This is a genomic window from Geodermatophilus sp. SYSU D00742 (assembly GCF_054049935.1).
Genome location: NZ_JBJGYJ010000003.1, coordinates 185,311 through 210,440 on the forward strand (window position 1 = coordinate 185,311; position 25,130 = coordinate 210,440).

The 25,130-nt window shown below is 75.4% G+C and carries 26 protein-coding genes; 23 read left to right on the forward strand and 3 right to left on the reverse strand.

Annotated features, from left to right (window positions below):
• Positions 1 to 4: 4 nt before the first annotated feature.
• A complete protein-coding gene (locus tag ACI78V_RS03505) occupies positions 5 to 634 on the forward strand; it encodes a class I SAM-dependent methyltransferase (protein ID WP_456848959.1) in 630 nt (209 codons plus the stop codon).
• Positions 635 to 865: 231 nt separating this feature from the next.
• Here ACI78V_RS03505 and ACI78V_RS03510 read toward each other — a convergent pair whose 3' ends face one another.
• Positions 866 to 1,357, reverse strand: coding sequence for an inorganic diphosphatase (locus tag ACI78V_RS03510; RefSeq protein WP_456848961.1), 492 nt, complete (start codon positions 1,355 to 1,357; stop codon positions 866 to 868).
• A gap of 55 nt (positions 1,358 to 1,412) precedes the next feature.
• Between ACI78V_RS03510 and dacB the strand changes: the two genes are divergently transcribed.
• The 10 genes from dacB to ACI78V_RS03560 all read left to right on the forward strand — a co-directional run bounded on the left by dacB (position 1,413) and on the right by ACI78V_RS03560 (position 10,898).
• A complete protein-coding gene (dacB, locus tag ACI78V_RS03515; RefSeq protein WP_456848963.1) occupies positions 1,413 to 2,837 on the forward strand; it encodes a D-alanyl-D-alanine carboxypeptidase/D-alanyl-D-alanine endopeptidase in 1,425 nt (474 codons plus the stop codon).
• Between the two features lie 76 nt (positions 2,838 to 2,913).
• On the forward strand, positions 2,914 to 3,999 hold the full coding sequence (locus tag ACI78V_RS03520) for a zinc-dependent metalloprotease (protein WP_456848965.1): 1,086 nt from the start codon (positions 2,914 to 2,916) through the stop codon (positions 3,997 to 3,999).
• Positions 4,000 to 4,083: 84 nt separating this feature from the next.
• Positions 4,084 to 5,082, forward strand: a complete 999-nt coding sequence (gene tilS / locus ACI78V_RS03525; protein WP_456848967.1) for a tRNA lysidine(34) synthetase TilS — start codon at positions 4,084 to 4,086, stop codon at positions 5,080 to 5,082.
• Positions 5,079 to 5,663 (forward strand): hypoxanthine phosphoribosyltransferase, encoded by a 585-nt coding sequence (hpt, locus tag ACI78V_RS03530; protein ID WP_456848969.1) that lies wholly within the window; start codon positions 5,079 to 5,081, stop codon positions 5,661 to 5,663. Before tilS ends, hpt begins: the two co-directional genes overlap by 4 nt.
• 352 nt (positions 5,664 to 6,015) lie before the next feature.
• The gene (ftsH, locus tag ACI78V_RS03535) at positions 6,016 to 8,007 is read left to right on the forward strand and encodes an ATP-dependent zinc metalloprotease FtsH (RefSeq protein ID WP_456848971.1); all 1,992 of its coding nucleotides are present in this window, start codon (positions 6,016 to 6,018) and stop codon (positions 8,005 to 8,007) included.
• A 46-nt stretch (positions 8,008 to 8,053) separates the two neighbouring features.
• Positions 8,054 to 8,677, forward strand: a complete 624-nt coding sequence (gene folE, locus ACI78V_RS03540; RefSeq protein ID WP_456848973.1) for a GTP cyclohydrolase I FolE — start codon at positions 8,054 to 8,056, stop codon at positions 8,675 to 8,677.
• Between the two features lie 35 nt (positions 8,678 to 8,712).
• A complete protein-coding gene (folP, locus tag ACI78V_RS03545; RefSeq protein ID WP_456848975.1) occupies positions 8,713 to 9,531 on the forward strand; it encodes a dihydropteroate synthase in 819 nt (272 codons plus the stop codon).
• Entirely contained in the window at positions 9,524 to 9,889 is a 366-nt protein-coding gene (gene folB / locus ACI78V_RS03550; protein ID WP_456848977.1) for a dihydroneopterin aldolase, read from the forward strand. The genes folP and folB overlap by 8 nt, the downstream gene beginning before the upstream one ends.
• On the forward strand, positions 9,886 to 10,392 hold the full coding sequence (gene folK, locus ACI78V_RS03555; protein WP_456848979.1) for a 2-amino-4-hydroxy-6-hydroxymethyldihydropteridine diphosphokinase: 507 nt from the start codon (positions 9,886 to 9,888) through the stop codon (positions 10,390 to 10,392). The genes folB and folK overlap by 4 nt, the downstream gene beginning before the upstream one ends.
• Positions 10,389 to 10,898 carry a DUF3180 domain-containing protein gene (locus tag ACI78V_RS03560; protein ID WP_456848981.1) on the forward strand — a complete coding sequence of 170 codons (510 nt, stop codon included), beginning with the start codon at positions 10,389 to 10,391 and terminating at the stop codon, positions 10,896 to 10,898. Before folK ends, ACI78V_RS03560 begins: the two co-directional genes overlap by 4 nt.
• Positions 10,899 to 10,955: 57 nt before the next feature.
• Here the strand turns inward: ACI78V_RS03560 and ACI78V_RS03565 are convergent, their stop codons facing one another.
• On the reverse strand, positions 10,956 to 12,140 hold the full coding sequence (locus tag ACI78V_RS03565) for an ABC transporter ATP-binding protein (RefSeq protein ID WP_456848983.1): 1,185 nt from the start codon (positions 12,138 to 12,140) through the stop codon (positions 10,956 to 10,958).
• Positions 12,141 to 12,143: 3 nt separating this feature from the next.
• Between ACI78V_RS03565 and ACI78V_RS03570 the strand changes: the two genes are divergently transcribed.
• From ACI78V_RS03570 to ACI78V_RS03585, 4 genes are all read left to right on the forward strand, one after another.
• Positions 12,144 to 12,875, forward strand: coding sequence for an ABC transporter permease (locus ACI78V_RS03570; RefSeq protein WP_456848985.1), 732 nt, complete (start codon positions 12,144 to 12,146; stop codon positions 12,873 to 12,875).
• On the forward strand, positions 12,872 to 13,603 hold the full coding sequence (locus ACI78V_RS03575; RefSeq protein ID WP_456848987.1) for an ABC transporter permease: 732 nt from the start codon (positions 12,872 to 12,874) through the stop codon (positions 13,601 to 13,603). Before ACI78V_RS03570 ends, ACI78V_RS03575 begins: the two co-directional genes overlap by 4 nt.
• Before the next feature lie 155 nt (positions 13,604 to 13,758).
• Positions 13,759 to 14,781, forward strand: coding sequence for a glycine betaine ABC transporter substrate-binding protein (locus ACI78V_RS03580; protein ID WP_456848989.1), 1,023 nt, complete (start codon positions 13,759 to 13,761; stop codon positions 14,779 to 14,781).
• 115 nt (positions 14,782 to 14,896) lie between these two features.
• Positions 14,897 to 16,228, forward strand: coding sequence for a DUF6779 domain-containing protein (locus ACI78V_RS03585; protein WP_456848991.1), 1,332 nt, complete (start codon positions 14,897 to 14,899; stop codon positions 16,226 to 16,228).
• Between the two features lie 7 nt (positions 16,229 to 16,235).
• On the opposite strand, the gene ACI78V_RS03590 is transcribed toward ACI78V_RS03585, so the two are convergent.
• A complete protein-coding gene (locus ACI78V_RS03590; RefSeq protein ID WP_456848993.1) occupies positions 16,236 to 16,988 on the reverse strand; it encodes an SDR family oxidoreductase in 753 nt (250 codons plus the stop codon).
• 323 nt (positions 16,989 to 17,311) lie between these two features.
• Between ACI78V_RS03590 and ACI78V_RS03595 the strand changes: the two genes are divergently transcribed.
• The 8 genes from ACI78V_RS03595 (at position 17,312) to ACI78V_RS03630 (ending at position 25,013) form a co-directional block, all read left to right on the forward strand.
• Positions 17,312 to 18,262 carry a Rossmann-like and DUF2520 domain-containing protein gene (locus ACI78V_RS03595; RefSeq protein ID WP_456848995.1) on the forward strand — a complete coding sequence of 317 codons (951 nt, stop codon included), beginning with the start codon at positions 17,312 to 17,314 and terminating at the stop codon, positions 18,260 to 18,262.
• Complete coding sequence (gene panC / locus ACI78V_RS03600) at positions 18,259 to 19,131, forward strand: pantoate--beta-alanine ligase (RefSeq protein ID WP_456848997.1); 873 nt, start codon at positions 18,259 to 18,261, stop codon at positions 19,129 to 19,131. The genes ACI78V_RS03595 and panC overlap by 4 nt, the downstream gene beginning before the upstream one ends.
• Before the next feature lie 8 nt (positions 19,132 to 19,139).
• Complete coding sequence (gene panD / locus ACI78V_RS03605) at positions 19,140 to 19,553, forward strand: aspartate 1-decarboxylase (RefSeq protein WP_456848999.1); 414 nt, start codon at positions 19,140 to 19,142, stop codon at positions 19,551 to 19,553.
• Complete coding sequence (locus tag ACI78V_RS03610) at positions 19,550 to 21,223, forward strand: L-aspartate oxidase (RefSeq protein WP_456849001.1); 1,674 nt, start codon at positions 19,550 to 19,552, stop codon at positions 21,221 to 21,223. The genes panD and ACI78V_RS03610 overlap by 4 nt, the downstream gene beginning before the upstream one ends.
• Positions 21,220 to 22,182: a carboxylating nicotinate-nucleotide diphosphorylase gene (gene nadC / locus ACI78V_RS03615; RefSeq protein WP_456849003.1), complete on the forward strand. Its 963-nt coding sequence runs from the start codon at positions 21,220 to 21,222 to the stop codon at positions 22,180 to 22,182. The genes ACI78V_RS03610 and nadC overlap by 4 nt, the downstream gene beginning before the upstream one ends.
• Before the next feature lie 3 nt (positions 22,183 to 22,185).
• On the forward strand, positions 22,186 to 22,992 hold the full coding sequence (locus ACI78V_RS03620; protein ID WP_456849005.1) for a type III pantothenate kinase: 807 nt from the start codon (positions 22,186 to 22,188) through the stop codon (positions 22,990 to 22,992).
• Between the two features lie 11 nt (positions 22,993 to 23,003).
• Positions 23,004 to 24,512, forward strand: coding sequence for a lysine--tRNA ligase (gene lysS / locus ACI78V_RS03625; protein ID WP_456849007.1), 1,509 nt, complete (start codon positions 23,004 to 23,006; stop codon positions 24,510 to 24,512).
• A gap of 147 nt (positions 24,513 to 24,659) precedes the next feature.
• Positions 24,660 to 25,013: a histone-like nucleoid-structuring protein Lsr2 gene (locus ACI78V_RS03630; protein WP_456849009.1), complete on the forward strand. Its 354-nt coding sequence runs from the start codon at positions 24,660 to 24,662 to the stop codon at positions 25,011 to 25,013.
• Positions 25,014 to 25,130: the final 117 nt, after the last annotated feature.

Here is a 25,130-nt window from a genome sequence, read left to right on the forward strand (position 1 = left end):
CCCTGTGCGCCAGCCTGACCGCTCCGTCCCACGGACCCACGTCGACGCCAACCGCCTCTGGGTCGACTCGCGGCCCCGCGCGGTCGCGCAGCGGCGGTTCGAGGCCGCCGTGCTGCGCCGGCTCGGCGGCCCCGTCCCCGGTGGCCACGTGCTCGAGATCGGCACCGGTCGCCGTGGCACCGGGCTGCGCCTGGCCCTGGAGGTCTTCGAGGCCGCTCGGGCCGACGGCATCGAGCTGCATGCCGCCAGCGTCGCCGCCTGCCGGCGAGCGGTGGCCGACCTGGGCGACCGGGTCCGGGTCGAGGAGGGCGACGCCACCCACCTGACCGCGCCGGAGAGGTCCTACGACGCGGTGTTCGACTACCACCTCCTGCACCACACCCCCGCCTGGCGGGACGCCGTCGGGGAGGCCGCTCGAGTGCTCCGCCCCGGGGGCAGGTTGTACGCCTGCGAGATGACCGCCCGGATCGTGGACAGCCGACCGCTGCGAGCAGTGTCCTACCACCCCTGTGACGGGGACCGGCCGACGCCGGAGACGCTCGCGACGGCGTGCCACGACGCCGACCTGGACGTCATCGCGCAGGAGACGCGGTTCGCCGGGTGCTGGACGGCGCTGGTGGCGACCAGGCGCTGACCGCCCACCTGGACCCGGTCGCCCCGCATCAGTCGGTGGTGCTCGACCGCAGCGCCCACCGGCGGGAGTGGCCGGCCGGTACCCCGGCCGGTCCGGCTCCGCCACGTCGCCCCGCAGGACCTGCGGGACCGCGGACGCCGACGGCGGTGCACCCGTCGTGGGGTGCACCGCCGTCGGCGTCCGTCGTGCGCTCGGCGGCCGCTCGGAGAGGGGCCAGCGGTTGCGGTGGGGTCAGTGGTGGCCGTTCTCCTGGGCCCGCTCGAGCGAGGCGTTGATCTCCGCCTCGGCCTCCTCGCGGCCGACCCACTCGGCACCCTCGACCGACTTGCCGGGCTCGAGGTCCTTGTAGGTCTCGAAGAAGTGCTGGATCTCCAGCCGGTCGAACTCCGACACGTCATGGATGTCGGTGAGGTGCGCCATGCGCGGGTCGGTGGCCGGCACACAGAGGACCTTGTCGTCCCCGCCCTTCTCGTCGGTCATGCGGAACATGCCGATGGCCCGGCAGGTGATGAGGCACCCGGGGAACGTCGGCTCGTCGAGCAGCACCAGGGCGTCGAGCGGGTCGTCGTCCATGCCGAGGGTGTTCTCGATGTAGCCGTAGTCCGCCGGATAGCGGGTTGAGGTGAAGAGCATCCGGTCCAAGCGGATGCGTCCGGTGGCGTGGTCCAGCTCGTACTTGTTCCGCTGGCCCTTCGGGATCTCGATCGTCACGTCGAACTGCACGGGTCGTAGTGTGGCCCACCGGACCCCGGACGACCGCCGGAGGTCGTTCCAGGGGGTGGGCACCATCGCGTCGAGCGGGTCGGCGACCGTCACGCCGAAGTACTCACGGTTCCGCCGCCGGCTCCTCCTCGGCGTCCTCGCGGTACTGCTCGTGGTGGGCGGCGGCGTCTGGTTCCTGGTCGCCCCCGGGTCCGGGGACGACGCGACGACGGCCGTCCCCGGTGCCGCCGAGGCCCGCCTGCCCGACGTCGAGTCCGCCGCGCCCGTCCTGGCCGCGCTGGGGTCGCAGGCCCCCGCCCCCGACGCCGACGTGCTGGCCGCCGCGCTCGAGCCGCTGCTGGCCTCGCCCGCCCTCGGCGCCGGGGTCTCCGCCTCCGTGGTCGACGTCGCGACCGGTGAGGTCCTGCTGGAACGGGATGCCGACGCCCCGGCCGTCCCCGCGTCCACGGCGAAGCTGCTGACCGCCGTCGCCGCCCTGACCACCCTCGACCCCGAGACCACCTTCGAGACGACGGTCGTGGCCGGGGAGGCCCCGGGCGAGGTCGTCCTCGTGGGTGGCGGGGACCCGACGCTGTCGACCACCGCGCCCTCCCTGAGCTACCCCGGCGCGCCGACCGTCGCCGACCTCGCCGCCCAGGTGCGCGCCGCGCTGCCCGAGGGCACGCAGGTCACCCGCGTCGTCGTGGACAGCTCGCTGTTCACCGGGCCGCTCACCGCCGCCGGGTGGGGGCCCGGGGACGCGCCGTCCAGCTACGCCGCCCCGGTCACCGCCACGGCGGTGGACGGCGCCCGCGTCCGCCCGGGGGAGACCGCGCGCAGCGGCCAGCCCGGCCTCGACGCCGGCGCGGCGCTGGCCGCGGCGCTCGGCGTGCCCGGCGCGACGATCGCGCTCGACGAGGCACCCGCGCAGGCGGAGACGCTCGGCACGGTCCGGTCGGCGCCGGTGGCCCGGCTGGTGGAGCAGGCCCTCTCCCAGTCCGACAACCTGCTCGCCGAGACCCTCGCCCGCCACGTCGCCCTCGCCCGCGACCTGCCGGCCACCTTCGAGGGTTCCGCGGAGGCGGTCACCGCGGCGCTCGCCGACGCCGGCCTCGACGTCACCGGGGTGACGCTGTCGGACGGCAGCGGGCTGTCGCAGGAGGACCGCCTGCCGGTGGACCTGCTCACCGACCTGCTCACCGGGGCGGCCGACGGCACCATCCCGGAGGCCTCGGCGGTGCTGACCGGGCTGGCGGTCGCCGGCTACGACGGCACCCTGGCCGACCGCGGCGACGAGGACCCGCGGACCGCGCCGGGCGCCGTGCGCGCCAAGACCGGCACGTTGCTCGGCGTCCACGGGCTGGCCGGCACCGTCGTCACCGTCGACGGCCGGCTGCTGACGTTCGCCGTCGTCGCCGACGGCGCCCCCGCCGACGGGCAGGCGGCCGAGGACGCCCTGGACGTCGTCGCCGCCGCGCTGGCCGGCTGCGGCTGCCGCTGAACCGGCGGCGACGTGCTCGAACGGCCACCCGTCAGGGGACCGGCCCCGTCCAGCTCTTCCCGCGTACGGTGAGGCGATGAGCAGCGCCTCCTCGATGGTCGACTGGCAGCTCGCCGGACGCACCGCCCGCCGCCTCGTCGGCCCCGGCCCGGAGACCACGCGGGAGGAGGCCGCCGCCGTCGTCCGTGAGCTGCACGAGGCCGCCGCCACCGCCGTCGCCCACGTCGAGCGGCTGACCGGCCTGCAGGCCCTGCCCTCCGGACCCGTGCCCGAGGTCGCGGTCGTCGACCGCCCCGGCTGGGTGGACGCCAACGCCGCCGGCATGGCCGCGCTCATGGACCCCCTGGTCGAGGCGCTGGTCGCCAGGCAGGAGTCCCGCCCCGGCCCGCTGGCCACCGCCATCGGCTCGCGGGCCACCGGCGTGCAGGCGGGGGGCATCCTCGCGTTCCTGTCCTCCCGCGTGCTCGGGCAGTACGAGGTGTTCGGCACCGGCGGGCGGCTGCTGCTGGTCGCGCCCAACATCGTCGACGCCGAGCGCCGGCTGGGGGTGGACCCGGGCGACTTCCGGCTCTGGGTCTGCCTGCACGAGGTCACCCACCAGCTGCAGTTCACCGCGTTCCCCTGGCTGCGCGACCACCTCGAGGCGCAGGTCGCCGAGTTCGTCGACGCCACCGACCTCGACGCCGACGTGCTCCGCGACCGGCTGCGCGACGTCCTGCGCAGCATCGGCGACGCCGTCCGCGGCGGCGAGGGCGGCGACGACAGCGGGCTGATGGCGCTGGTCCAGGATCCCCGCCAGCGGGCCGTCCTCGACCGGGTCACCGCGGTGATGAGCCTGGTCGAGGGGCACGCGGAGTACGTGATGGACGGCGTCGGCCCCGACGTCGTGCCCTCGGTGAAGACGCTGCGCAAGCGGTTCGCCCAGCGGCGCAAGGGCCGCGGGCCGCTGGACCGGGTGCTGCGCCGGCTGCTCGGGCTGGAGCAGAAGATGAAGCAGTACGCCGACGGGCGGCACTTCGTCGGCGGCGTGGTCGACCTCGTCGGCATGGACGGCTTCAACCGCGTCTGGTCCGGGCCGGAGACGCTGCCCCGGATCGAGGAGCTCACCGACCCGGCCCGCTGGGTGGAGCGCGTCCACGGACGCCCGGCGATCCCCGCCTGAGGCACGTGACCGGCTGGTGAGGTCGCGCACGGGCGCAGCGCCGCCGCCGGGCACGGCGACGGCGGGCGCCGGCGAGGAGTAGTGGTGGCCGGGCCGTCCCCGGCGGTGGCCCGCGTCCGCAGCGCGGTCCGCCCCGGCCTGGCGGCGGACGCCCCGGTGCTCGTCGCCGTCAGCGGGGGAGCGGACTCCCTCGCGCTGGCGGCGGCGGTGGCCTTCGAGGCCCCGCGGGCCGGCGTCCCCGCCGGGGCGGTGACCGTCGACCACGGGCTGCAGCCCGGGTCCGGCGCCCGTGCCGAGGCCACCGCCGCGCTGCTGTGCGGGATGGGTCTGGACCCCGTGTCCGTCGTCCCCGTCCGGGTCGGTGGGGACGGCGGCCCCGAGGCGGCGGCCCGCGCCGCCCGGTACGCAGCCCTCGCCGAGGCCGCGTCGGCCTCCGGTGCCCGGGTCGCCCTCGGGCACACGCTCGACGACCAGGCGGAGACGGTGCTGCTCGGGCTGGGCCGGGGATCGGGCCCGCGCAGCGTCGCCGGGATGGTCGAGCACCGGGGGACGTGGTGGCGTCCGCTGCTCGGCGTCCGCCGGGAGACCACCCGCGCCGCCTGCGCCGACCAGGGCCTGCCGGTGTGGGAGGACCCGTGGAACGCCGACCCCGCCTACACGCGCGTGCGGTTGCGCACCGAGGTCCTGCCCCTGCTGGAGGAGGTCCTCGGCGGTGGCGTCGCCCCGGCCCTCGCCCGGACCGCCGCGATGCTGCGGGAGGACCTCGACGCGCTCGACTCGCTGGCCGCCGCCGAGCTGTCCCGGCTGGCCGGCGCCGACGGCCTGCCGGCGGCCCCGCTGGCCGGGCTGCCGGCGGCCCTGCGCCGGCGGGTGCTGCGCGGGTGGCTCCAGGGCGAGGGCGTGCCCGACCTGCAGGCGGTGCACCTCACCGCCGTCGACGCGTTGCTCAGCCGCTGGCGCGGGCAGGGCCGGGTCGACCTACCCGGCGGTGCGGGCGTCGTCCGGGCGTCTGGCAGGCTCGTGGCCCTGCCCCCGGGTGCGCGGGGCTCCCGATCCGCACCAGCTGAGGAGCGCGACACGTGAGTGAGCAGGCCAGCGGCACCGCAGAGCTGGGCAACCACCACGGCTACGGCCCCGACATCGACCACGTGCTCCTCAGCGAGGAGCAGATCCAGGCCAAGATCGCCGAGCTCGCCGCCCGGATCGGGGAGGACTACGCCGGTAAGGAGGTGCTGCTGGTCGGCGTCCTCAAGGGCGCGGTGCTCTTCATGAGCGACTTCGCCCGGGCACTGCACCTGCCCACCCAGATGGAGTTCATGGCGGTGTCCTCCTACGGCTCGGCCACCAGCTCCTCCGGCGTCGTCCGCATCCTCAAGGACCTCGACCGCGACATCAGCGACAGGCACGTGCTGGTGATCGAGGACATCATCGACTCCGGGCTGACGCTGTCCTGGCTGCTCAAGAACCTCGGCGGCCGCCGGCCGGCGTCCCTCGAGGTGTGCGCCCTGCTGCGCAAGCCCGACGCGGTGAAGGTCGACGTACCGGTCCGCTACATCGGCTTCGACATCCCCAACGAGTTCGTCGTCGGTTACGGCCTGGACTACGCCGAGCGCTACCGGGACCTGCCCTACATCGCCACGCTCAAGCCCGAGGTCTACCAGTGACCTCGCGGTCGCACCGGACCGCACCCCGGGCAGGTGCCGTTCCCGACCGGCGCTGAGCCGCTCCCCGCCTCCCGCGCGGGACGCGCCCCGAACCCCGCGACCGGTCCAGCCCGGGCGGCCAGCGTCGAGCCGCCGCCCGTGGACGGGCCACGTCCCGGTCGTCCACCCGCCCGGGGGAGTGCGGTGCACTCCCGGCTCGCGCACAGCGGACCCACAGGTTCCCCGGTGTACCGTCGATCCAACGACGCTGCACGAGCGCCGGGGTGCCCGCCCAGGTCGCCGGAGCGTCCCCGCGGACGATCAGGAGGGTGGACGGGCCAGGCCGGAGACCCCGGCCGCCCGGCATCGGTGTATGGAACGTAAGAAGATCTTCCGCTCCGTGTGGTTCTGGGTCGTCCTCGTCGTCCTCCTGGCGTTGGCGTTCTCCTCGCTGTTCCGCGGCAACGGTGGCTACCAGGAGGTCAGCACCGCGACCGCGCTCGAGCAGATCACCGGTGGCAACGTCGAGTCGGTCACGATCAACGACAAGGAGCAGACGCTCGACCTCGACCTGACCAACCCGGTCGAGGGCAGCGACAAGGTCACCGCGTCCTTCCCGATCGGCGCCTCCGACGACGTCTTCGACCTCGTCTCCGGCCTGAACGGCAACGGGGACGGCGTCGACTTCAACACCAACGTCACGCAGGACAACGTGCTGGTCAGCATCCTGATCAGCTTCCTGCCGTTCGTGATCCTCCTCCTGCTGCTGTTCTGGCTGTTCAACTCGATGCAGGGCGGCGGCCGCGGGGTCATGGCCTTCGGCAAGTCCAAGGCGAAGCAGATCACCAAGGACAGCCCGAAGACGACCTTCGCCGACGTCGCCGGCGCCGACGAGGCGATCGAGGAGCTGCACGAGATCAAGGACTTCCTCGCCAACCCGGTCAAGTTCCAGGCCGTGGGCGCGAAGATCCCCAAGGGCGTGCTGCTGTTCGGCCCGCCCGGCACCGGCAAGACCCTGCTGGCCCGCGCGGTCGCCGGCGAGGCCGGGGTGCCGTTCTTCTCCATCTCGGGCTCGGACTTCGTCGAGATGTTCGTCGGTGTCGGCGCCAGCCGCGTCCGCGACCTGTTCGAGCAGGCCAAGCAGAACGCGCCGGCGATCATCTTCGTCGACGAGATCGACGCCGTCGGCCGGCACCGTGGCGCCGGCATGGGCGGCGGGCACGACGAGCGCGAGCAGACGCTCAACCAGATGCTCGTCGAGATGGACGGCTTCGACGTCAAGGGCGGCGTCATCATGATCGCCGCCACCAACCGGCCGGACATCCTCGACCCGGCGCTGCTGCGCCCGGGCCGCTTCGACCGGCAGATCGCCGTCGACCGCCCCGACCTCGAGGGCCGCAAGGCGATCCTCGCCGTCCACGCCAAGGGCAAGCCGCTCGCGCCGGACGTCGACCTGGAGACCGTCGCCCGCCGCACCCCCGGTTTCACCGGCGCCGACCTCGCCAACGTCCTCAACGAGGGCGCGCTGCTCACCGCCCGCAACAACGGCACGGTGATCACCGACGCCACCCTCGAGGAGGCGATCGACCGCGTCATCGCCGGCCCCGAGCGCAAGACGCGGGCGATGAGCGAGAAGGAGAAGAAGGTCACCGCCTACCACGAGGGCGGGCACGCCCTGGTGGCGCACGCACTGCCCAACCTGGACCCGGTGCACAAGGTGACGATCCTGCCGCGCGGCCGCTCGCTGGGGCACACGCTGGTGCTGCCGACCGAGGACAAGTACACCCAGACCCGGTCGGAGATGATCGACACCCTCGCCTACGCCCTGGGCGGGCGGGCCGCCGAGGAACTGGTCTTCCACGAGCCGACCACCGGCGCGGGCAACGACATCGAGAAGGCCACCTCGCTGGCCCGCGCGATGGTCACCCAGTACGGGATGAGCGCCAAGCTCGGCGCGGTGAAGTACGGCAGCAACGAGTCCGAGCCGTTCCTGGGCCGTGACATGCACACCCGGCCGGACTACTCCGACGCCGTCGCCGCCGACATCGACGCCGAGATCCGCGCCCTGATCGAGGCCGCGCACGACGAGGCGTGGGAGATCCTGGTCGAGTACCGGGGCGTGCTGGACCAGCTGGTGCTCGAGCTGATGGAGAAGGAGACCCTCTCCAAGGAGGACATGGCCCGCATCTGCCAGCCGGTCACCAAGCGGCCCTCGCTGGCGCCGTACAACGGCTTCGGCAAGCGCACCCCGTCGGACCAGCCGCCGGTGCTCACCCCTGCCGAGCGGGCCGCCCAGAACGGCAACGGCCGGGTCGGCGGCGGCTCCACGGCAGTGGGTGACGTCGGCGCACCGGTGCAGAGGTGAGCGAGCCCGTCGCGCCGCGGACGGCGAGCGCCAGCGAGGAGGCGGCGTGAGCGAGGTCCCGGCGGAGCCGGACGACCTGCTGCTGAGGCGGCCGCCGAGCGCGGGCGTCGACCACGAGCGGGCCGTGGCCGCCGTCCGTGAACTGCTGATCGCGGTGGGGGAGGACCCCGACCGGCCCGGGCTCAAGGACACCCCGGGCCGCGTCGCCCGCGCCTACGCGGAGACCTTCGCCGGGCTGTGGCAGGACCCGGCCGACGTCCTCGCGACGACCTTCGACGAGGACCACGACGAGATGGTCCTCGTGAAGGACATCCCGATGTACTCCACCTGCGAACACCACCTGGTGCCCTTCCACGGGGTCGCGCACATCGGCTACATCCCGGGCGACGACGGGAAGGTCACCGGGCTGTCGAAGCTGGCGCGGCTGGTGGAGGTCTACGCCCGCCGGCCACAGGTGCAGGAGCGGATGACCAGCCAGATCGCCGACGCGCTGGCCGACGTCCTCAAGCCGCGCGGCGTGCTCGTCGTGATCCAGGCCGAGCACCTCTGCATGGCGATGCGCGGCATCCGCAAGCCCGGCTCCACGACCGTCACCTCCGCCGTCCGCGGCATCTTCCGGGACAACCCGGCGACCCGCAGCGAGGCGATGAGCCTCGTCCTGGGCCGGTGACCGTCCCGCTCCCACGCCCAGGACGCTGCCTCGTGATGGGCGTCCTCAACGTCACGCCCGACTCGTTCTCCGACGGCGGCTGCTTCGCCGACGCGCCCTCGGCGATCGCGCACGGACTGGCGATGCAGGCGGCGGGGGCCGACTACGTCGACGTCGGCGGTGAGTCCACGCGCCCCGGTGCCGACCGGGTGGACGCCGACGAGGAGTGCCGCCGGGTCGTCCCCGTGATCGCGGAACTGGCCGCCGCCGGGACCCGGGTCAGCGTGGACACCACCCGCGCCGAGGTGGCCGAGGCCGCGTTGCAGGCGGGGGCGACGCTGGTGAACGACGTCAGCGGCGGGCTGGCCGACGCCGGCATGGCGCGGCTGGTCGCCGACGCGGGCGTCCCCTGGGTGCTGATGCACTGGCGCGGGCACAGCCGCGAGATGTACGCCGCGGCCCGCTACGGCGACGTCGTCACCGAGGTCTGCGCCGAGCTCACCGCCCGCGTGGAGGACGTCGTCGCCGCGGGGGTGGCCCCCGAGCAGCTGGTCCTCGACCCGGGGCTGGGCTTCGCCAAACGGGCCGAGCACAACTGGCGGCTGCTCGCCGGTCTCGACCGGATCGTCGGGCTCGGCCTGCCGGTGCTCGTCGGTGCCTCCCGCAAGACCTTCCTCGGCCGGTTGCTGGCCGACGCCGAGGGCACCGTGCGGCCGGCCGAGCAGCGGGACGCCGCCACCCTGGCCACCACCGTCCTCGCCGCCGAGGCCGGTGCATGGGGGGTGCGGGTGCACGACGCGGCCGCCTCCGCCGACGCCGTCCGCACGGTCGCCGCCGTCCAGGCCGCCCGCCGCGAGGGGAGCACGCGTGCCTGATCGGATCGCCGTCCGCGGGATCACCGCACACGCCCACCACGGCGTCTACGACTGGGAGCGCGAGAGGGGGCAGACCTTCCGCGTCGACGCCGTCCTCGAGCTCGACACCGCCCCCGCCGCGGCCGGCGACGACCTGGCCAAGACGGTCAACTACGCCGAGCTGGCCCAGCAGCTGCACGCCGTCCTCACCGGGGAGCCGGTGGACCTCCTGGAGACCCTCGCCCAGCACCTGGCCGACGTCTGCCTCGCCTCCCCGCTGGTCGACGCCGTCGAGATCACGGTGCACAAGCCCGAAGCCGACCTCGGGGTGCCCTTCGACGACGTCACCGTGGCCGTCCGGCGCGAGCGACGGGCATGACCCGCGCCGTCCTGTCCCTCGGCGCCAACCTCGGCGACCGCGCCGCCGCGCTGCGGGGCGCCATCACCGCGCTGCAGGACGACGGCGTGCTCGTCGCCCGGTCCACGCTGTACGAGACGCCGCCGTGGGGTCCGGTCGAGCAGCCCCCGTACCTCAACGCGGTGGTGGTCGTGCGGGGCGACCGGGACGCCGCCGGCTGGCTGGCCCGCGCGCACGAGCTGGAGCAGGCCGCCGGGCGCACCAGGGAGGTCCGCTGGGGCGCGCGCACCCTCGACGTCGACGTCGTCACCGTCACGGGGGACGACGGGCGGCCGGTGCTCTCCGACGACCCCGCCCTGACGCTGCCGCACCCGCGCGCCCACGAGCGGGCGTTCGTCCTCGTGCCGTGGGTGAGCCTCGACCCCACCGCGGAGCTCCCCGGTCACGGCCGGGCCGCCGACCTGCTGGCCGCGCTGCCGCCCGAGGACGTCGCGGCCGTCGTCCGCTGGGAGCACCTGCATTGAGACCCGTCTCCCGGCGTGATCTCGTCGTCCTCGCCGTGGGCCTGGCCGTGGCGGCCTGGCTGGTGGTGCGGGCCGCCTACGGATCGCTGCCCGAGCTGGGCTGGTGGCTGCCCGTGCCGCTCGCCGTCCTCGCCGTCGCCGAACTGCTCGGTGCGCGCACGCTTCGGGCGCGGCTGGCCGCCCAGCGGGACCGACGTCCGCCGGCCGAGCGGGGCACCGCACCGCCGGTGCGCCCCGTGGAGCCGATGCTCGTGGCCCGCGCGGCCGTGCTGGCCCAGGCCAGCGCGTACGTGGGCGCGGCCTTCGTCGGCATCTGGCTCGGGGTGCTCGCGCACGTGGCACCGGCCGTGTCCCGCCTGGAGGCGGCCGGCGGCGACACCGTCACCGGCGTCGTGGGCGTCGTCTGCGCGGCGGCCCTGACCGGGGCGGCGTTGGTGCTGGAGTCGGTCTGCCGCGTCCCGCCGTCGACCGGGGACGACGAACCGCCCGCCGCCGCACGCGGCTGAGCGGCCGGCAGGACCGACGCGACGCGGGCGCCGGGTCCCGGACGTCACGACCGCGGGTCACCCGGGTGGGCGGCCGTCGACCGATCGGCGCAGGGCGGCGTGCAGCGAGCCCGGGGTGAGCACCCCCAGGTAGCGGTCACCGTCGACGACCGCGACCCAGCCGGCGTCGGACTGCAGCATCGTGGCCAGCGCCGTCTTCAGCGGGGCGCCGACCGGCACCGACTCCCCGCCGCGGGACATCGCCGAGGCCACGGTCCCGGTTCCTCTCGCGCGTGACGCCGGGAGCCACCCGGCGGGCCGGGCGCCGTCCAGGACCACCGCCCAGGCGGTGCCGGCCCGGTCCAGCACGGCGCCGGCGTCGGCCAGCCCGTCGTCGGCACGCAACACCGGCGGCTGCTCCAGGTCGGCGGCGTCGACGGCGGTCACCGCCAGCCGCTTGAGCCCGCGGTCGGCGCCGACGAAGTCGGCCACCCGGTCGTTCGCCGGCCGGCCCAGCAGCTCGGCGGGCGGCGCGAACTGCTCGACCCGGCCCCCGGTGCTCATCACCGCGATGCGGTCGCCGAGCCGCACCGCCTCCTCGATGTCGTGGGTGACGAACACGATCGTCTTGCGCACCGTCTCCTGCAGCCGCAGGAACTCCGTCTGCAGCCGCTCGCGCACGACCGGGTCGACGGCGGAGAACGGCTCGTCCATCAGCAGGACGGCGGGGTCCGCGGCCAGCGCACGGGCCACCCCCGCCCGCTGCCGCTGCCCGCCGGAGAGCTGGGCCGGGTAGCGGTCCCCGTGGACGGCCGGGTCGAGGCCGACCGTCGTCAGCAGCTCGTCCACCCGGTCGCGGGTGCGCCGCTTGTCCCACCCCAGCAGGCGGGGGACGGTGCCGACGTTGGTGCGCACCGTCTGGTGCGGGAACAGGCCCACGCTCTGGATGACGTAGCCGATGCGGCGGCGCAGCCGGTCGGCGTCGACACGGGTGACGTCCTCGCCGCCGATCAGGATCCGGCCGGTCGAGGGCTCGATGATCCGGTTGATCATCTTCATCGTCGTCGTCTTGCCGCACCCCGACGGCCCGACCAGCACCGAGAGCTCCCCGGCGGCGAAGGTGAGGTCGAGCTCGGCCACGCCCACCGTGCCGTCGGGGTAGACCTTGCCGACCCCCTCCAGGCGGATCTCCTGGGCGGCGCCGTCCCCGGTGGGTGCGGGGCGTGCCGTCGTCGGTGACGGCGGAGCGGCAGTAGCGTCCACGACGTGGCCTCCCTGGGTGCGCGCCCGCTGCTGGGCGCGGCGAGCGACCCCGGTGTCCAGGTGCTCGCGGCGGACGGGGCGCCGAACCCCTGGTTCGACCCGTCGTACGTGACGGGCAACTGGGACACCATTGTGGGGTACCTCGGCCAGCACGTCAGGCTCACCGTGGGAGCGGTGCTGCTCGGGGCGCTGCTCGCCCTGCCCCTGGCGTTGCTGGCCCGGCGTACCCGGCTGCTGTCGGCCCCGGTGCTCGGCCTGTCGTCGGTGGTCTACACGATCCCGTCGCTGGCGATGTTCTCCTTCCTCGCGCCGCTGACCGGGCCGCTGTCGGCCACCACCGTGCTCCTCGGGCTGGCCCTCTACACGCTGGTCATCCTCGTGCGGAACTTCCTGGCCGGGCTGCAGTCGGTGCCCGACGACGTCCGCGAGGCCGCGCGCGGCATGGGGTACGGCGCGGCGCGGCTGTTCCTCCAGGTCGACCTGCCACTGGCCCTGCCGGCGTTCATGGCCGGCCTGCGGATCGCCACCGTCTCCACCGTGGCCCTGGTCACCGTGGGGGTGATCACCGGCAACGGTGGCCTGGGGCAGCTGATCGTCGGCGGCTTCAACGCCAACTTCTACCGCGCGGAGATCGTCACCGGCGCCGTCGGCTGCGTCCTGCTGGCGCTGCTCGCCGACGTGCTGCTGGCGGGCCTGGAGCGCGTGCTGACGCCGTGGACGAGGGCGCGCGCATGAGCGCCTTCGGCGACGCCCTCGTCTACCTCAACGACCCGCTCAACTGGAGCCGGCGCGGCGGGGTCCTGGACCTGCTCGGCCAGCACCTCACCGTCTCGGCGGCCGCGGTTCTGGCCGCCGCCGTCCTCGCGCTCCCGGCCGGTGTCCTCCTCGGCCGCAGCGGCCGGGGGGCCGGTTCGATCGTCGTCCTGTCCAACGTCAGCCGGGCGGTGCCGACCCTCGCCCTGCTCACCGTCTTCGCCGTGACCCCCATCGGCTTCAGCGACGCCGCCACGATCGTGGCCCTGGCGGTGTTCGCGGTACCCCCGATGCTCACCAACACCTTCGTGGGCTTCCGGGAGGTCGACCCCGACGTCCGCGAGGCGGGGCGCGCGATGGGGATGAGCCGCGGCCAGCTGCTGCGCCGGGTCGAGCTCCCCCTGGCCCTGCCGCTGGTCATGACCGGCGTCCGGACGGCGACGGTGCAGGTGGTCGCGACGGCGACCCTGGCGGCGCTCGTCGGCGGAGGCGGCCTGGGCCGCATCATCAACCTGGGCTTCGGCCAGCAGGACCTCGGCCAGATCCTCGCCGGGGCCCTGCTCGTCGCCGCACTGGCGCTGCTGACCGAGCTGGTCCTGGTGCTGGTGTCCTGGGCGGTGACGCCCGGTCCGCGGCGGCTGCCCCTGCTCGGCGTCCGCCGGGGCCCCGCGGGACAGCCGGAGCCGACGGCGTCCGGCGTCCCGCTCTGAGCGGCTGACCAGCCCCGCTTCGTAACAACCGGGCAACGGCTGTCCTCGGCCGGTTGGCTCCCGGGCCGGGTGCGGAGTTGCATGACGGTCGCGGGGATCCCCGCCAGACACGCGTCGCGGCCGGTCGGTCGCACGGGACACAGAAGGCGGGCGACATGCTCAGGCGTACCCGGGTCCTCCCTCCGCTGGCGCTCGCCGCGGTGCTGCTCACCGCGACCGCCTGCGGCGAGTCGGGCTCGTCGGGCGAGGGCGGCGGTGGCGGCACCGGCAACGCCGCGTCCGGTGAGGCGTGCGCCCCGGTCGCCGGGGAGCAGCTCGTCGTCCTCGAGGACGACCGCGGGCTGCAGAACGCCGACAACGTCGTCCCCGCGGTCAACGTCGCGACCGCGCAGGCCAACCCGGCGCTGCTCCCGGCGCTCAACGCGGTCTCCGCGGCCCTGACCACCGAGGACCTCATCGAGCTCAACGCCGCGGTGGACGTCGAGCGGCAGAGCGCCGAGGACGTCGCCGCGGGCTGGGTCGAGGCCAGCGGCGTGACCGACGGGCTGGAGCAGGGCAGCGGCGCCATCACCGTCGGCGGAGCCAACTTCACCGAGTCGACGGTGCTGGCCAACGTCTACGCCGACGTGCTGACCGCGGCCGGTTTCGACGCCTCGGTGCGCGAGGTGGGCAACCGTGAGCTGTACCTGCCCGCGCTCATCTCCGGCTCGGAGATCCAGGTGTTCCCGGAGTACCTGGCCACCCTGACCGAGACCCTGAACCGGCAGGTCAACGGGCCCGACGCCACGCAGGACGCGCCGGTCGCCAGCGGTGACCCGCAGGAGACGCTGGCCGGCGCGCAGCCGTTGGTGGAGCAGGTCGGCCTGGTCCTCGGCGAGCCCTCGGAGGCCGCCAACCAGAACGCCTTCGCCGTCACCCAGGAGTTCGCCGACGCCCTGGGCGTCACGACGCTCTCGGAGCTGGCCGACGCCTGCGGCGACGGCTCGCTGGTCCTCGGGGGCCCGACGGAGTGCCCGGAGCGGCCGTACTGCCAGCCGGGGCTGGAGGAGACCTACGGCCTGCAGTTCGCCGAGTTCCGGGAGCTGGACTCCGGCGGCGCACTGACCAAGGCCGCCATCCAGCAGGGTGAGGTGTCGATCGGCCTGGTCTTCAGCTCCGACGGGGCGCTGGCGCAGTAGGAGGACCCGTTCCCTCCACCCCTCGCACGCTCAGGGTGGGCCCCTGAACGGGGCCGCCCGTGCCGCACCCTCTCGTGACGTGGTCAGGAGCTCTCGCACCGTTACCCTGGGGCGCATGCGGGGGGACCAGGACGACGCGCTCCCCGGTCACCCCCGGACGACGTCCCCGGGGCTGCGCGGGGCCGGACTGGCCGTGGGGTTCCTGCTGGCCGTCGCCGCCACGGTGGTCGTGTTCCTCACCGACGACCCCGAGGTCCTGCGGCTGGCGGTCGTGGGCGCCGCCTGGGCGTTCGTGCTCGCCGCCCTGGCGACGACGCGCCGCCGCGGGGGCGAGGTGGCCGACCGGGGCGACCTGGCCGCGGTCGAGCGGGAAGCGGCCGAGCGCGAGGCCGAGCTGCGGCTGGCCTACGAGCTGGAACTCGAGCGCGAGGTCGCCGCACGGCGCGAGGTGGAGCTCCGGGCGGAGAACGACGTGCGCCGGGAGACCGAGCAGGCGGTGCGCAGCGAGCTCGACGCGCTGCGGGGCGAGCTCAGCCGGGTCGCCGAGCTGCGCCGCGAGATGACGCAGGTGGCCGAGCTGCGCCGGGACATCGCCCAGATCGCGGACCTGCGACGGGACCTGGGGCAGGTGGCCGAGCTGCGCCGCGACGTCGCCGCCCTCGGGGAGCTGCGCGCGGGCCTGTCCCAGCTCGGCGACCTCCGCGGGGACCTGGCCCAGCTGGCCGAGCTGCGTGCGGACGTCGGCCGGCTGCGCACGGAGCTCACCGAGCAGCTCTCCGGCGAGATGCTCGTGGAGCGGATCATGCTGCGCACCCAGTCCTCCCGCTCCGTGGCCGGGCCGGGGGAGGCGCCGTCCACGCGCACGATCGACGCCGTGGGCTGGTCCGAGCCGGCCGCGGAGCTGACCGCCGCCCGTCCGGCCCCGCGGCCGGAGGAACTCCCCGACGGCCGGACGCGGCAGATGGAGGGCGTGCGCGCCGAGCAACCGGCCGTGACCGCCACGTCCGCCGCCGCCACGCCGCCCCCGCCGCCGATGGACTGGCTGGCCGAGCGCGCGCTCGTCGCGCCGGAGGAGGCCGACTCCGCCCGGCGGTCCCGGCACGGCGCGGCCGAGGACCCCCCGCAGCCGCCCACCGGGGCGCACGCCCCCGAGGCCGAGCCGCGCCGCCGCCGTACCGACGAGCCGTACCACCGGCCGCCGGTGCCCGCGGATCAGCTCACGCAGCAGCGTCCGGCCGTCCGGCCGGAGCGTCCCGCGGCGCCCGGCCCGGCGTGGTCCGCTGCGCCCACCGGACCGGAGGGGCCGCCGGAGGGGGCCTCCCGGCTGGCGGAGATCCTCGCCCAGAACGGGGTGACGCCCTCGGCCGGAGGGCGCCGCCGGCGGCGCTACCGCGAGGACGGCGACAGCGACGACGTCCTCTCCCGGGTGCTGGGCCGCACCGACTGAGCGGCGGTCAGGCCGGGCCGCGAGACAGCGCGCCTCCGTCCAGCACCAGCGTCTGACCGGTGACCCAGCCCGCGCCGTCGCCGAGCAGGTAGGCCGCGGCCTCGCCGACGTCCGCGGGCTCGCCGAGCCGGCCGACTGGGTACTGCGCGGCCACCTCGGCCTCCCGGCCCTCGTACAGGGCGGTGGCGAAGCGGGTCCTGACCACCGCCGGTGCCACCGCGTTGACCCGCACCCCCGGGCCCAGCTCCACCGACAGCTGGGTGACCAGGTTGATCAGCGCGGCCTTGCTCACCCCGTACGCGCCGATCATCGGTGACGCCTTGAGGCCGGCCACCGACGCCACGACCAGCACCGACCCGCCGTGCTCGGCCATCCACGCCCGCCACGCCTCCTGCACCAGGCCGAGCGTGGAGACGACGTTGGTGTCGAGGATCTTGCGGAACCCGTCGAGCGGCAGGTCGACGAGCGGGCCGTAGAGCGGGTTGATCCCGACGTTGCCGACCAGCATGTCGAGGCTGCCGAAGGTGTCGACGGCGGTGCGCACCGCCGTCGCCCGGTGGTCGGGGTCCGCGGCGTTGCCCGCGACGGCCACGGCCACGTCGGGGCCGCCGAGCTCGCGCACCGCCTCGGTCAGCGCCTCGGCCCTGCGGGCGGTCACGACGACGCGCGCACCGCGGTCGACCAGGCTCTGCGCGATCGCCAGCCCGATGCCACGGCTGGCCCCGGTCACCAGTGCGGTCCGTCCCTCGAGGGTGCCCACGCGTCTCCTCCTGCTGTCGTCGGTGTGCCGGCGCACACCGTAGGTGGCCGCGAGGTGAGGGGCTCCCGAACCCGCCCATGCGGCAGGGCGCCGGGTCGTCGAGCGCCGACGGCCGGCGGAGTGACCCACTGCACAGTGTGCAGGCGTTGCACCGGCCGCCCGCCGGTCACACACTCGCCTTCGGCGTCTGCCCGCGTGACACACCCGGTCGCAGCGGGGTCGGCGCCGGCCCGCACCACCAGCCCGACCCGACGGCCTCCAACGGAGGGGGCCGCGACCTGCCAGTCCGGTACCCGCGAGGGACTGGAACGAGAGGTGCACCGATGCCTGCTGGCCGCAGGACCCCGCGTGCTGCCGGTCTCACCCCGGCCGACAGCGCTCCCGCCCGTCTCCGCGTCGGCGTCGTCGGCGCCGGACGCGTCGGCGCCGTCCTGGGCGCCGCCCTCACCGCCGCCGGCCACGACGTGGTCGCCGCCGCCGGCCTCTCCGCCGCCTCCGCCGAGCGCGCCGCCCGGCTGCTGCCCGGCGTCCCGCTGCTGCCGACCGACGAGGTGGTCGCCGCCGCCGACCTGGTCGTCCTCGCCGTCCCCGACGACACCCTCGCCGGACTCGTCGCCGGCCTGGCCGAGACCGGCGGCTGGCGGGCCGGTCAGTTGGCCTTCCACACCTCCGGGGCGCACGGTCTGGCCGTGCTCGCCCCGGCGGCCCGCGCGGGCGTCCTCCCGCTGGCGCTGCACCCCGCGATGACCTTCACCGGCGCCGACGAGGACGCCGACCGGCTCGCCGGCGCCCCGTTCGGCGTCACCAGCGCCCCGGAGCACCGCCCGGTGGCCGAGACGCTGGTCCTGGAGATGGGCGGGGAGCCGTTCTTCGTCGCCGAGGCCGATCGGCGGCTGTACCACGCCGCGCTGGTCACCGGCGCCAACCACCTGGTCACCCTCGTCGCCGAGGCCGCCGACCTGCTGCGCACCGCCGGCGTCCCCGAACCGGCCCGCGTGCTCGCCCCGCTGCTCACCGCGGCGCTGGACAACGGGCTGCGCCGCGGCGACCGCGGGCTCACCGGGCCGGTCAGCCGCGGCGACGTCGGCACCGTGCGCGACCACCTGGAGACCCTCACCGACCGGGCGCCGGGGTCCGTCGCCGCCTACGTCGCGATGGCCCAGCGCACCACCGAGCGTGCCCTGGCCGCCGGCCGGCTGCGGCGGCACGAGGGAGCCCCGCTGCTGGACCTGCTGGCCGACACCCGCGACGCCGACCCCATGGGCTCCCGGTGACCGCGGCGTCCATGCGCCCCGCCGCCCCGGCCCCGGCCGTCGCCGAGACGACCGCCGACCTGGCGCGGCTGCGTGCGCAGCTGCCCGGCCCGGTCGCCCTCGTCCCGACGATGGGGGCGCTGCACGAGGGGCACCGCACGCTGGTGCGCGCCGCCCGGGAGCACGCCGGCAGCGTCGTCGTCTCCGTGTTCGTCAACCCGACCCAGTTCGGCCCCGGCGAGGACTACGACCGCTACCCCCGCACCTGGGACGCCGACCTCGCCGCGCTGGCCGAGGAGGGCGCCGACGTCGTCTTCCACCCGCCGGTGGAGGAGGTCTACCCGCCGGGCGCACTCGGGGTGACGGTCGACCCCGGCCCGCTCGGCGGGGTCCTGGAGGGCGCGGTCCGGCCCGGCCACTTCGCCGGCGTGCTGACCGTCGTCGCGAAGCTCTTCGGGCTGACCCGGCCCGACCTCGCCTTCTTCGGCGAGAAGGACTACCAGCAGCTGACCCTCATCCGCGCCATGGCCCGCGAGCTGGCCCTGGGGCTCGAGGTGGTCGGCGTCCCGACCGTCCGCGAGGACGACGGCATGGCCCTGTCCTCGCGCAACCGGTACCTGAGCCCGGAACAGCGGGCCACCGCCGCCGCGTTGTCCCGGGCGCTGCGCGCCGGTGCCGCGGCCGGCCCACAGGGTGCCGACGCCGTCCTGACCGCCGCCCGCGAGGTCCTGGCCACCGCCCCGGAACTCGTCCCGGACTACCTCGAGCTCACCGACCCCGACCTCGGCCCCGCGCCCGCCGCCGGTCCGGCCCGCCTGCTGGTCGCCGCCCGCGCCGGCACCACCCGACTCCTCGACAACGTCCCCGTCCTGCTGGGAGCAGACCGATGATGCGCACCATGCTGAAGTCCAAGATCCACCGCGCCACGGTCACCCAGGCCGACCTGCACTACGTGGGGTCGGTGACGATCGACGAGGACCTCCTCGACGCCGCCGACCTGCTGCCCGGCGAGCAGGTCGCGATCGTCGACGTCACCAACGGCGCCCGGCTGGAGACCTACGTCATCCCCGGTGAGCGGGGCAGCGGGGTGATCGGGATCAACGGCGCGGCCGCGCACCTGGTCCACCCCGGCGACCTCGTCATCATGATCAGCTACGGCCTGATGGACGAGACCGAGGCCAAGAGCCACATCCCGAAGGTCGTGCACGTCGACGGCGCCAACCGGATCGTCGAGCTCGGCGGCGACCCCTCGGCCCCGGTCCCCGGCGCGGCCGACCAGCAGCGCAGCGACCTGGGCGTCCCGGTTCGGTGACGGCCGCGGCGACCCGCACCGTCACCGGGCTGCCGGTGCGGCTGGCGGCGCCGGCGCCGGGCTGGGAGCTCGCCGCCGACGTCTGCGTGGTGGGCTCCGGCATCGCGGGGCTGTGCGTCGCGCTGCACGCCCGCGCCGCCGGGCTGTCGGTCGCCGTCGTCACCAAGGTCCGGGTGGACGCCGGGTCGACCCGCTGGGCCCAGGGCGGGATCGCCGCCGTCCTCGACCCCGCCGACACCCCGGAGGCGCACGCCCGCGACACCGAGGTCGCCGGCGTCGGCCTGTGCGAGCCGGACGCGGTGGACGCGCTGGTGCACGAGGGGCCCGACCGGCTGCGCCAGCTGATGGACTGGGGCGCGGCGTTCGACCGGGACGCCTCGGGGCGGCTGCTGCTCACCCGCGAGGGCGGGCACTCCGCCGACCGGATCGTGCACGCCGGCGGCGACGCCACCGGCTCGGAGGTCCAGCGCGCCCTGCAGGACGCCGTCCGCGCCGACCCGGGGGTCACCCTCGTCGAGCACGCGATGGTGCTCGACCTGCTGACCGACGCCGACGGCCGTGCCGCGGGGGTCACCCTGCACGTGCTGGGCGAGGGCACCGCGGACGGCGTCGGGGCGGTGCGCGCCCGCGCGGTCGTGCTGGCCACCGGCGGCATGGGCCAGGTCTACGCCGCCACCACCAACCCGTCGGTCTCCACCGGGGACGGCGTCGCGCTGGGCCTGCGTGCCGGCGCGGTCGCCACCGACCTGGAGTTCGTCCAGTTCCACCCCACGTCGCTGTACCTCGGCCCGGGTGCCCGCGGCCAGCAGCCGCTGGTCAGCGAGGCCCTGCGCGGCGAGGGGGCGGTGCTCCGCGACGACGCGGGGGAGCGGTTCATGGTCGGCGTCCACCCGCTGGCCGAGCTCGCGCCGCGCGACGTCGTCGCCAAGGCGATCACCGGGATCCAGCTGCGCGACGGCGTCCCGCACGTCTGGCTCGACGCCCGCTCGGTGCCGGACGTGGCCCGGCGGTTCCCCACGATCACCGCCAGTTGCCTGGCCATCGGCGTCGACCCGGCCCGCGACCTGGTCCCGGTCACCCCGGCGGCGCACTACGCCTCCGGTGGGCTGGTCACCGACCTCGCCGGGCGGACGACGGTGCCCGGGCTGTACGCCTGCGGGGAGGTCGCCTGCACCGGCGTCCACGGGGCGAACCGGCTGGCGTCGAACTCACTGCTGGAGGGGCTGGTGTTCGCCGCCCGGATCGGCGCGGAGCTGGCCACCCGGCTGCCGCGGCCGGCGGCGGTGCGCTTCCCCGGGACCGTGCCGTCGGGCCTGCTGGACCCCGCCGGTCGCCGGCAGGTCAGCGACACGATGTCGGCCCGGGTCGCAGCGCTGCGCGATGGCGCCGGTCTGGCCGAGGCGATCGACCGGCTGGCCGGGCTGGCCGCCGGACTGGGGTCCGTGGCGCCGGGCGTGGAGAGCTGGGAGGCCACCGACCTGCTCACCGTCGCCAGTGCCGTCACCGCCGCGGCGGCGGCCCGCGAGGAGACCCGCGGGTGCCACTGGCGGGCGGACCACCCCGACACGGAGGAGGCCTGGCGGGTGCACCTGGACATCCGGCTCGATCCCCACGGGCACCTGTCGGTGACCCGTCGCCCCGTCGGCGCCCCGGTGGTGCGGCCGTGGTGAGCGGACGCACGAGCTCGCCCGACAGCGGGGTGGGCCCGGCCCGGGAGCGCGGAGCTCTCGCCGACCCCCGTGACCTGTCCGGCACCGGACTGACCGAGGCCTGGGTGCAGGAGCTGGTGGAGCGGACCCTCGCCGAGGACCTCACCGGCGGAGCCCCGCTGCCCAGCGCCCCCGACCTCGCCGTCGCCCACGACGTGACCAGTGCCGCCACCGTGCCGGCCGCCCAGCTCGGCACCGCCGACCTGGTCGCGCGCGCCGACGGCGTGGTCGCCGGGTTGCCGGTGGCCGCGCGGGTGTTCACCCGACTGGCTCCCGGCGCGACCCTCACCGCGGGCGCCGCCGACGGCGACCGGGTCGGCCGCGGGGACGTGCTGCTGACCGTCCGCGGGCCGGTGCGGGCCCTGCTGGCCGCCGAGCGCAGCGCGCTGAACATCGCCAGCCGGGCCAGTGGCATCGCCACGCTGACCCGCCGCTGGGTGGACGCCGTCGAGGGCACCGGCGCGGTCGTCCTCGACACCCGGAAGACCACACCGGGGCTGCGGCCGCTGGAGAAGTACGCCGTGCGCTGCGGTGGCGGGTCCAACAAGCGGATGGGTCTGTACGACGTCGCGATGGTGAAGGACAACCACGTCGCCGCCGCCGGGTCGGTGGCCGCGGCGGTGGCCGCCGTCCGCGAGCGGGCGCCGGGGGTGACCGTGCAGGTGGAGGTGGACGTCCCCGCGCAGGCGGCCGAGGCGGTCGAGGCGGGCGCGGACTTCCTGCTCTGCGACAACATGCCCCCCGCGGCGCTCCGGGAGGTCGTGGCCCTGGTCGCCGGGCGGGCCGAGTTGGAGGCCACCGGCGGGCTCACCCTGGAGGTGGCCCGCGAGGTGGCCGTGACCGGCGTCGACTACCTGTCGGTGGGCGCCCTCACGCACTCCGCCCCGATCCTCGACCTCGCCCTCGACCTACGGGCCTGAGCCGTGCTGCTCACCGTCGACGTCGGCAACAGCCAGACCGTCCTCGCCACCTTCGACGGCGACCGGCGGGTGGGCTGCTGGCGGGTCACCACCGCGCCGCGGGCCACCGCCGACGAGCTGCGGATGCTCTGGCGCGGCCTGCTGCGCGACGCCGTCGTCACCGGCGTCTCCGCCTGCTCCACCGTCCCCGCGCTGCTTCCGGCGCTGCGCCAGCTGCTGGACTCCCTCGAGGTGCCGGTGGTCCTCATCGGCCCCGGCGTCCGGACCGGCGTCCCGCTGCACGTGGACAACCCGCGCGAGGTCGGGGCCGACCGGGTGGTCACCGCGCTGGCCGCGCACGAGCTGTTCGGCCGCGGGCCCGACGGGGGCACCCGGCCGGTCGTGGTGGTCGACTTCGGCACCTCCACCAACGTCGACGCCGTGGGCCCCGACGGGCAGTTCCTGGGCGGGGCACTGGCACCCGGCGTGGAGGTCAGCCTCGAGGCGCTGGCCACGCGGGCCGCCCAGCTGCGGTCGGTCGAGCTCACCGTGCCGGCGCACGCCATCGGCAAGAACACCGTGGCGGCTCTCCAGTCCGGGCTCGTGCTCGGGTTCGCCGGCCTGGTGGACGGGCTGGTGTCCCGCATCGCCGCGGAGCTGGTCGCGCAGTTCGGGTCCGCACCGGTCGTCGTCGCCACCGGTGGGCTCGCCCCGCTGGTCGCCGACAGCTGCCGCTCGATCGGGGAGCGGGAGCCGGACCTCACCGTCCACGGGCTGCGGCTGGCCTTCGAACGGCAGCAGGGCGCGGGACGGCGGCCGGCGTCCCCGTAGGCTGGACTCCCGTGAGCGAGGCACCCCCCGTGGCCGACGACGTCGACGAACTCCCCGAGCAGCTCCGGGTCCGCCGGGCGAAGCTGGACCGGCTGCGGGACGGCGGCGTCGACCCCTACCCGGTGACCGTCGCCCGCACGACCACGCTGGCCGGCGTCCGCGCCGCCCACCCGGACCTGCCGCCGGACACGATGACGGGGCACACCGTCGGGGTCACCGGCCGGGTCATCTTCTCCCGCAACACCGGCAAGCTGTGCTTCGCGACGCTGCGCGAGGGGGACGCCGAGCTGCAGGTCATGCTCTCCCGCGACCGCGTGGGCGAGGAGTCCCTCGCCGCCTGGAAGTCCGACATCGACCTCGGCGACCACGTGCTGGTCACCGGGGAGGTCGGGACGTCGCGGCGCGGGGAGCTCTCGGTCTTCGCCGACTCCTGGCAGCTGACCTCCAAGGCGCTGCGGCCGCTGCCGGTGGCCCACAAGCCGATGAGCGAGGAGCTGCGGGTCCGCCGCCGCTACGTCGACCTGATCGTCCGCGACGAGGCCCGCCGCACGGTGCGCCAGCGGGCCACGGTGATGTCCACCCTGCGGAGGGGCCTCACCGACCGCGGGTACCTCGAGGTCGAGACGCCGATGCTGCAGACCGTGCACGGCGGTGCGGCCGCGCGCCCGTTCCGGACGCACATGAACGCCTTCGACCTCGACCTCTACATGCGCATCGCGCCCGAGCTGTTCCTCAAGCGCTGCATCGTCGGCGGCCTGGACCGGGTGTTCGAGATCAACCGCAACTTCCGCAACGAGGGCGCCGACAGCACCCACTCGCCGGAGTTCGCGATGCTGGAGGCATATCAGGCGTACGCCGACTACCAGGTCATGGCGACGCTCACGCGCGAACTCACCCAGGAATGCTGCGCGGCGCTGTTCGGGGACCACGTGGCGCGGCACAACGACGGCACCGAGATCGACCTGTCGGGGGAGTGGCCGCAGATCCCCCTCTACACCGCGGTGTCCGACGCCGTCGGTGAGGAGGTGACCCCGGAGACGCCGGTGGAGCGGCTGCGGGCGATCGCGGAGCGGCACGACGTGGGGGTGGACCCGGCATGGGTCCCCGGCAAGCTGGTCGAGGAGCTGTTCGAGACGCTGGTGCAGGACACCCTGCAGTCGCCCACCTTCGTCGTCGACTACCCCCTCGACACCTCACCGCTGACCCGGGCGCACCGGTCGCAGCCGGGCCTGGCCGAGAAGTGGGACCTCTACATCGCCGGGGTGGAGCGGGCCACCGCCTACTCCGAGCTGGTCGACCCGGTCGCGCAGAGGGAGCGCTTCACCGCCCAGGCCGCCCTGGCCGCGGCCGGTGACCCCGAGGCGATGGTGCTCGACGAGGACTTCCTCGAGGCGCTCGAGTACGGAATGCCCCCCACGGGCGGCATGGGCATGGGGATGGACCGGCTCATGATGACCCTCACCGGTCTGGGAATCCGCGAGACGATCCTGTTCCCCTTGGTGCGGCCGATTCCGGGCTGAACGCGCGCGACCCGTTTCACCCCATTGTGTGTGGTGTACCGCAATTCGCACGGAATGCACTATGGTCCTGGGTGTCAATGGATCGCCGCCCTACTGGGGCGACAAACCGCCCCGGGAATCCGGGCGCACAGGGAGTGTGGAACAGGAATGGCTCGTAAGGTCCAGGTGATCCTCAGTGACGACCTCGACGAGAACCTTCCGGCCGACGAGACCGTGAGTTTCTCCCTCGACGGCACCAACTACGAGATCGACCTGGCGGAGAAGAACGCCGAGGAGATGCGCGAGGTGTTCTCCCGCTACGTGCAGGCCGCCCGGAAGGTGGGCCGCGGCAGCAGTCGCGCGTCCGGTGGCGGGCGCTCGCGGGCGACCGGCGGTGGCGGGCGGATGGACCGGGAGCAGGCCGGCGCGATCCGCGACTGGGCCCGCAAGAACGGCCACGCCGTCAGCGACCGCGGCCGCATCCCGGCCAGCGTCGTGGAGGCCTACGAGGCCGCGCACTGAAGGAGGGCCCCCTCGCCCCGGCACGCGCAGGCTCGCCGGGGCCGGCAAGGGGCCGCTCCAGCACGTCACCCGGCCCGGTTCCCCTCCTGGGGAGCCGGGCCGTCGTCGTCCCGTCGT